This window comes from Agrobacterium rosae, assembly GCF_002915175.1.
Taxonomy (GTDB): Bacteria; Pseudomonadota; Alphaproteobacteria; order Rhizobiales; family Rhizobiaceae; genus Agrobacterium; species Agrobacterium rosae.
Map to the genome: position 1 here is coordinate 500,130 of NZ_NXEJ01000004.1, position 12,430 is coordinate 512,559.

Genomic DNA, 12,430 nt, shown 5'->3' on the forward strand with positions numbered 1-12,430 from the left:
TCCACTACTTGGCGCGCAGGTCCGCTGTCCATTCTCCCACCGCCCGCGCCTCAGCCTCGTGACCCGCATCTCGCCACGTTTCCAGCAAGGCAGCAGCCTGCCATTCCTGCATGGTGGAAAGGGAAAGGAGACGATTTTTGTAAGCTTCGGCCTCCACTGACAGAGGTGTAGAGTAGGTCTGGAACCGGAATGCAACGGGGCAGTAGAACGCATCTATGGCGGTGAAGTTTTCCCCTGCCAGAAACGGACCGCCAAAGGCTGACAAGCCTTCCTGCCAGAGCGCATCTATTCGGGATATGTCTTTCTGCAGGGGTTCGCTGATGGACGACGGTCGTATACGCAACCCGACGCTCATGGGGTGTTCGTTGCGCAGAACTTGAAAACCGGAATGCATCTCGGCAGTCGCCGAGCGCGACCATGCGCGCGCTTTGGTATCACTTGCCCACACACCATCATGGCGCTCTGCCAGATATTCAGCGATGGCGAAGCTATCCCATACGGTCAGGTCGTTTTCTACGAGGCAGGGCACCTTTCCCGACGGAGAGAAGCGCGTGAAATCGTGGTTCGACGTGCCAAACTGCACGAGTTTTTCGTTGAACGAAATCTTCAAGGTTCGCATCAAAACCCATGGCCGCAGGGACCATGAAGAATAATTCTTGTTGGCTATGTAAAGATCATACACGTCAATATTCCCCGTTATCGCCCATCAATACGGCACGCAATAAACCTGATACAGACCGCCGGAGTGATAGTGCTCATCAAACTATTTGATGGCCGCGACAGACCCACTCAAAAACAGCATTTAGGTACGCCAACATAGGTCACAACTCGTTCGATCTTCGATAAGACGAGCGCGAGGCACACAGCGACGTCGTGATTCTCAGATGCAAAGAGATCGGGATACGCCAAATTCACGGATTTCGTGACCCGGCTAATGAATATAGCTTTTGCAGCCTAACTGCCGCGATTTTTTCCGTGGTTCTAAATGGATATTTCAGACAGGCTGGCAGGAATATTATGACTGTCAAAACATGATTTGAGTAGCGGGCATGACAACGCATGCCCGCGGTATATCAATGATAACGGCGGATCAAACCGACCAGCTTGCCTTGAATTTTCACTCTGTCCGGTCCGAAAATTCGCGTCTCGTAGGCAGGGTTTGCAGCCTCCAGCGCAATGGAAGCGCCTTTGCGACGGAAGCGCTTCAGCGTTGCTTCCTCGTCATCAACCAGAGCCACAATGATGTCGCCCGGATTTGCAGTGCTTCCATCGCGAATAATGACCGTATCACCATCGAAAATACCGGCTTCGATCATCGAATCGCCTTTGACTTCCAACGCGTAGTGCTCGCCAGAACCCAACATGTCCATTGGAACGACAACGTCATGGGTGTTGTTTTGAATTGCGGAAATCGGCACACCAGCAGCTATCCGGCCCATAACTGGGACGCTAACGGAATTGGGTGCGCTGTCGTTGGACGCTACGGGACGGGACGGCTGTTCAGCCACCTTGGATTTGCCCAGGCTACCCTCTATTACGCTGGGTGAAAACCCGCGTTGAGGCTTGGCTTGTGGCGAATAGGATTCGGGAAGCTTGATAACCTCCAGAGCACGCGCCCGATTCGGTAGCCGGCGAATGAAACCGCGCTCCTCGAGTGCGGTGATCAACCGATGGATACCTGATTTTGAAGCAAGATCGAGTGCATCTTTCATTTCATCGAAAGATGGCGGCACGCCGGACTCTTTCATTCTTTCATGAATGAACAGAAGCAATTCCTGCTGTTTGCGCGTGAGCATGAAGAAACACCCTTGGAATTAGAGGCTAAGATTCGCGAAACAAATACAGAACGAACACTATATGTTCCATATGTGTTCTGCAATCCCTTAAAATTCGGTGAAATTCATTGAAGCATCTGTTGATGCGTGAAATCAGCATCATCAGATGGTCTTGCGCGGACCTAAACCGTGACTCTGGCCCGCCTTGCTGCTAAATGCGTGGCCAACGAAAGATGAGGGAGTATCTCGATGGTCTGCACCATCGGAATCGCCCGCTTTATTGCAAGGAAAGACGATGAGTGTAACGAACAATCTGAAAGTCGTTGCGGGGCAGGGCTCCAAGGCGGTTTCTTTTTCCAATACAGAACGCTTCTCGCTGATCGCCGGGCCTTGCCAGATGGAAAGCCGCGACCACGCATTCATGATTGCGGAAACGTTGTCAGAGCTGTGTGGCAAGCTGGGTATCGGGCTGGTTTACAAGTCTTCTTACGATAAGGCCAACCGCACGTCTCTCTCCGGCCAGCGGGGCATCGGTATCGACAAGGCATTGGAAATTTTTGCCGAGTTGAAGACGCAGTTCGGCTTTCCGGTTCTGTCGGATATTCACACGGAAGAACAATGCGGCATCGTTGCGCCCGTCGTGGATATTCTGCAGATTCCAGCCTTTCTCAGCCGTCAGACGGATCTGCTGGTGGCAGCTGCCAAGACCGGTCGCGTCATCAACGTCAAAAAAGGCCAGTTTCTGGCGCCGTGGGATATGAAGAACGTTCTGGCGAAGCTGAACGATAGCGGCAACCCGAATGTGCTGCTGTGCGAACGCGGTGCATCCTTCGGTTACAATACGCTGGTGTCCGATATGCGCTCCCTACCGATCATGGCATCTCTGGGCGCGCCGGTTGTTTTCGATGCTACCCACTCCGTGCAGCAGCCGGGCGGGCAGGGCGGTTCGACGGGTGGTCAACGCGAATTCGTGGAAACATTGTCGCGTGCTGCTGTTGCCGTCGGCATTGCGGGTCTTTTCGTGGAAACACATGAGGACCCGGACAACGCGCCATCGGATGGGCCGAACATGGTTCACCTGAAGGACATGCCGAAATTGCTCGAAAAGCTGCTAGCCTTTGACGATATCGCCAAATCTGCATGACGGGTTTTGGCCTCAATCGGCTTTTATTGAAAAGCGGTGCCTGAAACGGGCACCGTCATTGTAATTTCTTGCGCGTCGTCTACAGCGACTGAAGAATTTCACATCGAGTCGCTATTCCGTCGCCCTGTTTATCGCGCCGATCATTCGAAAAGCGCTTCACAGTTTTCGGTATGCACTTTAAGACAGGCAACTGAAAAATCCTGTTCCAGTCCCAAGGGAGAGATCATGACAGCCATTACCGATATCATCGCACGCGAAATTCTCGACAGCCGTGGCAATCCGACTGTCGAAGTCGATGTCTACCTGGAAGACGGCTCTTTCGGTCGTGCAGCAGTTCCATCGGGCGCATCGACAGGCGCGCACGAAGCCGTAGAACTGCGTGATGGTGGCAAGCGCTACCTCGGTAAGGGCGTTGAAAAGGCAGTCGAAGCGGTCAACACCGAAATCTTCGACGCGCTGGGCGGTTTCGATGCCGAAAGCCAGATTCATGTCGACCAGACCCTGATCGAGCTTGACGGCACACCAAACAAGTCCCGCCTCGGTGCCAACGCCATCCTCGGCGTTTCCCTGGCTGTTGCCAAGGCTGCTGCCGAAACGACTGGCCTGCCGCTTTACCGTTATGTCGGTGGCCCGAACGCGCATCTGCTGCCTGTGCCGATGATGAACATCATCAATGGCGGCGCACATGCCGACAATCCGATCGACTTCCAGGAATTCATGATCATGCCAGTTGGCGCGGAAAACATCCGTGACGCGGTCCGTATCGGCGCTGAAATCTTCCACGTTCTTAAAAAGGAACTGTCGGCACAGGGCTTCAACACCAATGTGGGTGATGAGGGCGGCTTTGCGCCGGGCCTGAAGAGCGCGCCTGAGGCTCTCGACTTCATCATGAAGTCCGTCGAAAAGGCAGGTTACAAACCAGGCGACGACGTTGCGCTGGCTCTCGATTGCGCCTCCACCGAGTTCTTCAAGAACGGCAAATACGAGATGGAAGGCGAGGGCCGCACGCTCGAGCCTGAAGCCATGGCGGATTACCTTGCTGAACTGGCAGCCAAATACCCGATCATCTCCATCGAAGACGGCATGGCCGAAGACGATTGGGATGGCTGGAAGTACCTGACCGACAAGATCGGCTCCAAGGTTCAGCTGGTTGGTGACGATCTGTTCGTGACCAACTCGGCCCGCCTTCGTGATGGTATCAAGATGGGCGTTGCCAACTCCATTCTCGTGAAGGTCAACCAGATCGGCTCGCTGACGGAAACGCTTGATGCTGTCGAAACGGCGCACAAGGCTGGTTATACCGCCGTCATGTCTCACCGCTCCGGCGAAACGGAAGACTCCACGATTGCCGATCTCGCGGTTGCGACCAATTGCGGACAGATCAAGACCGGTTCGCTGTCGCGCTCTGACCGTTTGGCCAAGTACAACCAGCTGATCCGCATCGAGGAAATGCTGGGTCCGCAGGCAGCTTATGCCGGTCGCTCCATCCTGCGCGGCTAAGCTTCGCGAACGACATTTGAACAAGAGGCCCGGATCGCTCCGGGCCTTTTTTATGTGTTGAACTTCGGTGCGCGGCTTGACCACACCGGCTGACTGAGGGTCTGCAAGCCTTCCGCCGGTTTTCCATCGATACGGGCCAGCAATGCTCTCGCCAGTTCGCGGCCAGCCAGCTTGATATCCTCATTCATTGTGTGAATTTCCGGACGCAGCCAGTTGAGAAAATCCGCGGACTGCTTGGAGACGACGTCGATATCCGTGCCGATCTTTTTGCCGGTTTCCTCTATGCCCGCGATGAAGGCGATGGTGGAACTGCCGCTAATGGACACCAACCCATCAGGACAATCGTCACTCAGCATCAGTGCCCTGCTTTCGTCCCTGATCTGATCGAGCGGTGTGTCGTTGCTGATGCTCGTCAGTGGAAACTCTGTGAGGCCAAAATCGCGCAGGCCTCTATCGAACCCATGACGTGCGTAATCGTGATATGAAAATTGCTCCGGAGGCAGAAGGACGGCAATGCGCTTTCGCCCGCATTGGGAAAGCCGCCTCACGGCTTCATAGACGTAAGCCTCATTGTCGAAATCATGATAGGGGTGGACGATGCCCATATCCGTCCGCCCGTGGGTGGCAAACGGCATGTTGCGCTCCGTCATGAAACGCACACGCGGATCATCAGGCTGCATCTTCGAAATGATGACGCCATCGGCAGAGCCGGTATCGAGAATATACCTGATCGGGATCATCGGGTCTTTGGCGTGGGTATGGGGCGTGACGACCAGATGGTACTGCGTGCTGGACAGAATTTCGGTGATGCCGAACACCATCTGGGTGGTGAAGCCCATCAGCTCCTCATCCACGCTCAGCACCAGTGCGATGACGTTGGTCTTGCCGGTGCGCAAACGAACGCCCGCGCGGTTTGGCTGATAGCCGATCTGCTGTGCGACTTGGCGCACCCGCTCCTTGGTGTCGGCGCCGATGTCCGGCGCGTCTTTCAAGGCCCGGGAAACAGTGGTGATACCAAGGCCTGTCATCAAGGCGATTGTCTTGAGCGTTGGGCGCTCATTGCCCGGTAGCGGTTGCCCGCCGGGTTCAGTCTCTATGCCATCATTCATGTCGCCACTCGCCATACCTTGCGGGAGACTATGGTAGATTGGTTTTTTGTCCTTGCAAAGCGCGGACGCTCCGGTCGTGAATGATCGGGCGACTTTAAGCGTCTGAAGACCTTGTGATACCGAGAAAAATATCGTCCAAAAGGAGTGGATGTTGCCCGATTTCACGTAAGAAAACCTATGTAAGTTGCTGTATTTATTTCAATATTTTTATTCTTATTTGATAATCATCGCGCCCCAACTCAATCACTCGTGACGCCTCGCAAATTTTACAGTAACGTTGCCGGAGGAGGATGAGGAGACATGCCAAAGATAGCAGTCAGGCATTTTCAACCTTGCCCTTGAAAAGGCGAGCACGGGTGTTTGAATGCCGATTCAGTGTTTCCTCACGACGGTGCATCACGAAATGACAGGGCATGGACATGACATCTTCTTACGCAAACGACGTTGCAATCGATCTTTCCGGCGAATGGAAACTGTCCTCCGCTGAAGGCGACCATCACGCCCGTATCAACATTCCGGGTGATGTGCACACGGCTTTGCATAAAGCGAAGGTCATTCCCGATCCCTATTTCGGGCGTAACGAAAATGATGTGCAGTGGGTTGGTCACCGTGACTGGGTTATCGAGCGTAGCTTTCAGCTGGATGATGCCGATGCCGACTGGTATTTGGATATCGACTATCTCGACACTGTTGCTGTCGTTTTCATAAATGATGTTCCGGTGCTTTCCGCCGACAACTGCTTTCGTCGTTATAGACCGGATGTCGCTGCAGCCCTGCGGCCCGGCGAAAACACCATTCGCATCCATTTTCATTCCAGCATCACGGCTGGCGCGGAGCGACAGGCAGCACAGCCGTTCTACGTTCCTTATCACCCCGGTAATTCTCCGATTCCACATGGCAATATGCTGCGCAAACCTCAGTGCCATTTCGGGTGGGACTGGAATATCGCGCTCGCTCCGCTCGGCATCTATGGAACCATTGCCCTTCGACGTCTCGATACGGCGCGCATCGAACATGTCAGCACCTCGCAACATCATGTCGATGGCGGTGTTGAGCTTCATGTCGATCTCACTCTCTATGCCGCGCAGCCTGCCAGCGTGCCTGTTCATCTTTCGCTTGGCGATGAAAGGCTGCGGCTTGATTGCGGTGTTCACGCCGGTGAGACGGTGATTCGACACGTTTTCTTCGTGGAAAAACCCAAGCTCTGGTGGCCAGCGGGCAGTGGTGAACAGGCGCTCTACACACTCACCGTTGAATTGCCGGATGAAACCGCAACGAGGCAGATTGGCTTTCGCACTGTGGAGCTGCTGACGGACAAGGACGAAGCGGGAAGCCGCTTTGCCTTTCGCATCAACGGGCGGGAAATCTTCTGCCGTGGCGCGAACTGGATTCCGGCCGACGCCTTGCAGTCTCTGACCAGCCGGGAAAAGACCGAGGATTTGCTGTCCTCGGCCGTCGAAGCCAATATGAACATGATCCGCGTCTGGGGCGGCGGCTTCTACGAGCAGGACTGGTTCTACGATCTCTGCGACCGGCTGGGCCTGATGGTGTGGCAAGACTTCATGTTTGCCTGCAATCTCTATCCGTGTACGGACGAGTTTCTCGACAATGTCGAGCACGAAGTCGATTATCAGGTGAAGCGTTTGTCGTCGCATCCGTCGATCGCACTGTGGTGTGGTGACAACGAACTCGTCGGTGCGCTCAACTGGTTTGAAGAGTCCCGCGATAACCGCGACCGATATCTGGTCGCCTATGATCGGCTGAACCGAACCATCGAGAAGGCGCTCAAGAAGGCCGCGCCGTCTGCCCTATGGTGGCCATCCAGCCCGGCGTCTGGTTATCTGGATTACGGCGATGCTTGGCACGCCGATGGTTCCGGCGACATGCATTACTGGTCCGTCTGGCACGAGAACAAGTCTTTCGACAATTACCGTGCCGTGAAGCCACGCTTCTGCTCGGAATTCGGTTTCCAGTCCTATACGTCCATGCCTGTTATCCGCACCTATGCGGACGAAAAGGACATGAACATCTCATCGCCGGTGATCGAGCTTCACCAGAAGAACGCGGGCGGCAATGAGCGGATTGCGGGGACCATGTTCCGCTATTTTCGTTTTCCGAAGGACTTCGAGAATTTCGTCTATATCAGCCAGGTGCAGCAGGCTCTGGCGATCAAAACGGCAGTGGAATATTGGCGCTCGCTCAAACCCCATTGCATGGGCACGTTGTACTGGCAGCTGAACGACACATGGCCGGTGGCCTCCTGGTCGAGCCTGGATTACGGCGGTAGCTGGAAAGCGTTGCACTACGCCGCACGGCGCTTCTTCCAGCCCGTGACGGTGTCCGCCATTCCATCCGAAGACGGCAGCACCGTGCGATTTTCCACCGTCAACGACACGGCGGAAGAGGTGGAGATCGATATGAATATCTTCGCGCTTTCGACCGATGGAACGCGCACGCCGCTGAAATCCGCAAGCGGCACCTGCGGGCCGGATGCAGCCGTCATCATGACGGAAATCGATATGAAACAGTTGGCCGAGGGTGCCTTGCTCTCCTGGAACTTCATCGCCTCAAACGGTATGACGGGCGAAGGACACCACGTCCCTGATATCTATAAGGCAATTGATCTTCAGCCGTCCGGTCTTGATTACAGCGTCAAACCGCTGGGCGACGGCGAGTTCGAACTAGAGATCAGCGCCACCGGGCTTGCGCTGTTCGTGATGATCGAGGCCGATGTGGCCGGGCGATATTCCGACAACCTGTTCGATCTGGCTGCCGGAGAAACACGACGCATCGTTTTCGCAGCGACCGATAAGGCGCAGACGTCACGACCTGTTTTTAAGATTTTCGATCTGTTTTCATCTCAATCGCAAGGTTGATACGGAGGCAGCATCTCTTTAAGTTCGAACCACCACATCACACCTGCGGAGTTCTTTCGCAGGCTTACAGCAGTTTAGGGAGGAATATCCATGGCTTGGCAACCGGCTGAAAACCGTTACGCGTCCATGAAATACAATCATTGCGGCACATCAGGGCTGAAGCTTCCGGCGATTTCGTTGGGCCTGTGGCACAATTTCGGCAATGATTTTTCGCACAAGACCAAGCAGGATATTTGCCGAAAGGCCTTTGATCTCGGCATCACCCATTTCGATCTCGCCAACAATTACGGCCCGCCTCCCGGCAGCGCCGAGACCGCTTTTGGTGAGATCCTGAAAACCGATTTCGCTGGTTATCGCGATGAGTTGGTCATCTCTTCCAAGGCCGGTTACAACATGTGGCCGGGCCCTTACGGCGAGTGGGGCAGCCGCAAATATCTGATTTCGTCCTGCGACCAGAGCCTGAAGCGCATGGGGCTGGATTATGTGGATATCTTCTATTCGCATCGTTTCGACCCCGACACGCCATTGGAAGAAACCTGCGGCGCGCTGGATCATATCGTGCGGTCAGGCAGAGCACTTTATGTCGGTATTTCCTCCTATAACTCGCAGCGTACGCGTGAGGCGGCCGCTATTCTGAAAGAGCTTGGAACGCCCTGCATTATTCACCAGCCCAGCTACTCGATGATCAACCGCTGGATCGAAGAGGATGGTCTGGTCGATACGCTGGAGGAGCTCGGCATCGGCTCCATCGTGTTCTCTCCACTTGCGCAGGGTATGCTGACGACGAAATATCTGGGCGGGGTGCCGGATGCGAGCCGCGCCAGCCAGGGCAAGTCGCTGAACCCTGCCTTCCTCAACGAGCGCAACATCGAGAACATTCGCGGACTGAACGCGATTGCGGAACGACGTGGCCAGACGCTGGCACAGATAGCCATTGCTTGGGTGCTGCGTGGCGGCCACATTACCACCGCGCTGATCGGTGCCAGCCGTCCAGAGCAGGTCGAAGATTGCGTCAAGGCACTCGAGAAGCCCGATTTTACCACCGAAGAGCTGGCCGAGATCGACCACTTTGCCAAGGATGCGGATATCAATCTTTGGGCAAAATCCGCTGAACTGAAGGCATAAACGAAAGGGCCGCCCTGAGCATCCGGGGCGGCCTTTTTCCATATTTTCCAGTCCTCATAAACTTTAAGTGATCGCGCTAACCATTAACAACCATTACAGAATTGTAATTTCAGAATTCAGTTTCCGTTCATTGTTGTGACGATAGGGTCAGCCCATCACTTCACGAAAGGAAACACCGATGAAAAAGTTCTTCTCCATCCTTCTCGCCGCCACCGTTCTTGCAGCCCCCATGGCGCAGGCGCAGAGCCGCCACGATGATCGCCCGGGCAATAGAACAATGGAGCGGAGCGTCACCACCAAGAAGGTGATCATCAAGAAGCATCGCTGGGACCGTGGTCAGCGCCTATCTGCGGCGGAACGTCGTCATGTAATCGATCGCCGTGATTATCGCCGCCATAGCCTGAGAGAGCCAGGTCGCGGCCAGCGTTGGGTTCGCGTCGACAATCAGTACCTGCTGATCAACGTTGCCAACGGCATCATCATCGGACTGTCCGGCGCTCGTTAAGCCGTAACTCGAAGTCATCTGCGGTCGTGGACTTTGTCCATGGCCGCAGTTTTCATTTGAGGCGATGTCATCCGTGACATCAGTACAGCGGAAATTCGATACTTTCCTCATGCCGCTTTCCAACTCCAGTCTGGAAACGGATCTTGCATATGAGACCAAGCGGTCGGCGTAAACACCTTTGCCTTGACCAGACACTCATCGAGTGCCGCGCGAAGCTCTACCTCTCTCATTGGGTCGGCACCGATAAAGACGATTTCCTGCCGCCGATCTCCCCAGATATTATCCATATAGGGTGCCAGCATCCGCTCGAAACCCGGGTCTTCCGGCCAATGCTGTTTGGGTACGGATGACCACCACAGCCCCATCTTGCCAGTCTTGACCTGCGCACCGGCCTGACTAATTTCTCCGACATGGTCTGGGCGAGTAGCAAGCCAGAAGAAGCCCTTGGCGCGAATGACGCCCGGCCATTCCCGGTTGATAAAGGCGTGGAAGCGAGCCGGATCGAAAGGGCGCTTTGCGCGGTAGACGAAAGAGCGAATGCCGTATTCTTCGGTTTCTGGAATGTGCTGTTTGAACCCGTGCAACTCTTTGAACCATAGGGGGTGCGTTTCCGCTTCGGCAAAATCGAACAGACCGGTGCCAAGAACACTTTTGGGTTCAACCTTGGCGAAATCGGCTTCGATCAGTTTCGCATCGGGGTTCAAGCCGACGATGATCTTTCGAGCAGCATCGCGCTCTGCCTCTGTCGCGATGGAAACCTTATTCAGGATCACGACATTGGCGAATTCGATCTGCTCCACCAGCAAGTCGATAAGAGTGCGGTTGTCACCATCACCGGCTGTCTCGCCGCGATCCGCCAGAAAGTCCGCCGAACCATAGTCCTTCAGCAGATTGGCGCAATCGACGACGGTCACCATCGTATCCAATTTGGCAACGTCAGACAGGCTTTGCCCATCCTCGTCCCGAAAATCGAACGTCGCGGCGACGGGCAGGGGCTCTGCGATGCCGGTGGATTCGATCAGCAGATAATCGAACCTGTTCTGCTGCGCCAACTGCCGGACTTCGTTCAAGAGATCGTCCCGCAGAGTGCAGCAGATGCAGCCATTGGTCATTTCCACAAGCTGTTCCTGCGTGCGGGAAAGATTGGCGTCACCATCTCTGATGAGTGCCGCATCGATGTTCACTTCGCTCATGTCATTGACGATAACGGCAACGCGTAGTCCGTCGCGGTTGGCCAGGATGTGGTTGAGAAGAGTGGTTTTTCCCGCGCCGAGAAAACCCGACAAGACGGTTACAGGCAGTTTTTCAGCCATGGAATCTTCCTTATGTAATATTATTACATTGCTGGGTAAAATGAAAGGCGGCAAAGCGCCACCTTCCTATTCGCTGTCGGTGTTACGAGAGGCAATCTTTCAACGATGTCGCGATACCGCGCATCATCTGGAAATACAGGTCCGGCCCAGCCTTCAGTGTGCCGGCCTCCGGATCGAGCGTGCCGGACTTTGCATTTGTGCCTTCAGTCACGACTTTGACGAGCTTCGGTTCGAACTGAGGTTCTGCAAACACGCAGGTCGCGTTCAGCTCCTTCACCTTGGCGTGGATCTGCTTGATGCGATCCGCGCCGGGTGTGTTTTCCGGGCTGACCGTTATCGAGCCCGCGGTTTTCACGCCGTAACGATGCTCGAAATACTGATAGGCATCATGGAAAACGACAAAGGGCTTGTCTTTGATGGGCTCGACAGTCGCAGCGATTTCCTTGTCCAGCGCATCGATATTATCGACAAGCTTCTTGGTGTTGTCCTGGTAGGTCTTGGCATTGCCGGGATCTGCGGTCATCAACGTCTTGCCAATTTCGACAGCCATGGCTTTTGCATTGGCAGGGTCTAACCACAGGTGCATGTCATATTCACCTTCGTCATGATCATGCCCGTCATCATGGCTGTGCTCCGCCTCATGCTTGTGGTCATGACCTTCCTCATGCGCATGGTCGTGGCCTTCATGCTCTTCATGATCATGGGCCTCGAACGGGCCACCCTCGCGGAACTTGAGTTTTTCGATGCCCTTGGCGTCATCCAGTTCCACCACCGTCGCCTTACCTGCCAAAGACTGGAGCGGCTTTTCGAGGAATTTCTCCAGGCCGTCACCGACCCAGAACACCACGTCTGCACCCTCTATCGCCTTGGCGTTGGAAGGCTTCAGGCTGTAGGTATGCGGGGAAGCACCGCCATCCACGATCAATGTCGGCTCAGCCACGCCGTCCATGATTGCAGCCACCAGGGAATGGATGGGCTTGATCGAAACCACCACGTTGGGTGCGGCCATGGCGTTTGAAGAGGCGATCATGGCTGCGGATGCGAGAAGAATGGCGGCGATAGATTTCATGCGGTATGCTCCAC

10 protein-coding genes are annotated in these 12,430 nt (G+C 55.0%); 5 read left to right on the plus strand and 5 right to left on the minus strand.

What is annotated here, in order from left to right; translation table 11 throughout:
- Positions 1-4 precede the first annotated feature (4 nt).
- Together CPJ18_RS09770 and lexA are read right to left on the minus strand one after the other, a co-directional pair.
- On the minus strand, positions 5-682 hold the full coding sequence (locus CPJ18_RS09770; RefSeq protein WP_103657861.1) for a glutathione S-transferase family protein: 678 nt from the start codon (positions 680-682) through the stop codon (positions 5-7).
- 391 nt (positions 683-1,073) lie between these two features.
- Positions 1,074-1,796, minus strand: coding sequence for a transcriptional repressor LexA (gene lexA, locus CPJ18_RS09775; RefSeq protein ID WP_103657862.1), 723 nt, complete (start codon positions 1,794-1,796; stop codon positions 1,074-1,076).
- 274 nt (positions 1,797-2,070) lie between these two features.
- Here lexA and kdsA point away from each other — a divergent pair, with 274 nt between their 5' ends.
- Together kdsA and eno are read left to right on the plus strand one after the other, a co-directional pair.
- Positions 2,071-2,919 (plus strand): 3-deoxy-8-phosphooctulonate synthase, encoded by an 849-nt coding sequence (gene kdsA / locus CPJ18_RS09780; protein WP_103657863.1) that lies wholly within the window; start codon positions 2,071-2,073, stop codon positions 2,917-2,919.
- 225 nt (positions 2,920-3,144) lie between these two features.
- Positions 3,145-4,419: a phosphopyruvate hydratase gene (gene eno, locus CPJ18_RS09785; protein ID WP_103657864.1), complete on the plus strand. Its 1,275-nt coding sequence runs from the start codon at positions 3,145-3,147 to the stop codon at positions 4,417-4,419.
- 50 nt (positions 4,420-4,469) lie between these two features.
- On the opposite strand, the gene CPJ18_RS09790 is transcribed toward eno, so the two are convergent.
- On the minus strand, positions 4,470-5,528 hold the full coding sequence (locus CPJ18_RS09790) for a LacI family transcriptional regulator (protein ID WP_103657946.1): 1,059 nt from the start codon (positions 5,526-5,528) through the stop codon (positions 4,470-4,472).
- Positions 5,529-5,941: 413 nt separating this feature from the next.
- On the opposite strand from CPJ18_RS09790, the gene CPJ18_RS09795 reads away from it, so the two are divergent.
- From CPJ18_RS09795 to CPJ18_RS09805, 3 genes are all read left to right on the plus strand, one after another.
- A complete protein-coding gene (locus tag CPJ18_RS09795; RefSeq protein ID WP_425353156.1) occupies positions 5,942-8,404 on the plus strand; it encodes a beta-mannosidase in 2,463 nt (820 codons plus the stop codon).
- Positions 8,405-8,494: 90 nt separating this feature from the next.
- The gene (mgrA, locus tag CPJ18_RS09800; RefSeq protein WP_103657865.1) at positions 8,495-9,529 is read left to right on the plus strand and encodes an L-glyceraldehyde 3-phosphate reductase; all 1,035 of its coding nucleotides are present in this window, start codon (positions 8,495-8,497) and stop codon (positions 9,527-9,529) included.
- A 178-nt stretch (positions 9,530-9,707) separates the two neighbouring features.
- Positions 9,708-10,034: an RcnB family protein gene (locus CPJ18_RS09805; protein WP_103657866.1), complete on the plus strand. Its 327-nt coding sequence runs from the start codon at positions 9,708-9,710 to the stop codon at positions 10,032-10,034.
- A gap of 107 nt (positions 10,035-10,141) precedes the next feature.
- Here CPJ18_RS09805 and CPJ18_RS09810 read toward each other — a convergent pair whose 3' ends face one another.
- Together CPJ18_RS09810 and znuA are read right to left on the minus strand one after the other, a co-directional pair.
- Entirely contained in the window at positions 10,142-11,347 is a 1,206-nt protein-coding gene (locus CPJ18_RS09810; RefSeq protein ID WP_103657867.1) for a GTP-binding protein, read from the minus strand.
- A gap of 82 nt (positions 11,348-11,429) precedes the next feature.
- Positions 11,430-12,416, minus strand: coding sequence for a zinc ABC transporter substrate-binding protein ZnuA (znuA, locus tag CPJ18_RS09815; protein ID WP_103657868.1), 987 nt, complete (start codon positions 12,414-12,416; stop codon positions 11,430-11,432).
- Between the last annotated feature and the right edge of the window lie 14 nt (positions 12,417-12,430).

Bases quoted from the DNA above. Each gene is read 5' to 3' on its own strand.
- mgrA (WP_103657865.1), top strand. From the start codon at position 8,495: ATGGCTTGGCAACCGGCTGAAAACCGTTACGCGTCCATGAAATACAAT.
- CPJ18_RS09805 (WP_103657866.1), top strand. From the start codon at position 9,708: ATGAAAAAGTTCTTCTCCATCCTTCTCGCCGCCACCGTTCTTGCAGCC.
- lexA (WP_103657862.1), bottom strand. From the start codon at position 1,796: ATGCTCACGCGCAAACAGCAGGAATTGCTTCTGTTCATTCATGAAAGA.
- kdsA (WP_103657863.1), top strand. From the start codon at position 2,071: ATGAGTGTAACGAACAATCTGAAAGTCGTTGCGGGGCAGGGCTCCAAG.
- CPJ18_RS09795 (WP_425353156.1), top strand. From the start codon at position 5,942: ATGGACATGACATCTTCTTACGCAAACGACGTTGCAATCGATCTTTCC.
- znuA (WP_103657868.1), bottom strand. From the start codon at position 12,416: ATGAAATCTATCGCCGCCATTCTTCTCGCATCCGCAGCCATGATCGCC.
- CPJ18_RS09810 (WP_103657867.1), bottom strand. From the start codon at position 11,347: ATGGCTGAAAAACTGCCTGTAACCGTCTTGTCGGGTTTTCTCGGCGCG.
- CPJ18_RS09790 (WP_103657946.1), bottom strand. From the start codon at position 5,528: ATGAATGATGGCATAGAGACTGAACCCGGCGGGCAACCGCTACCGGGC.
- eno (WP_103657864.1), top strand. From the start codon at position 3,145: ATGACAGCCATTACCGATATCATCGCACGCGAAATTCTCGACAGCCGT.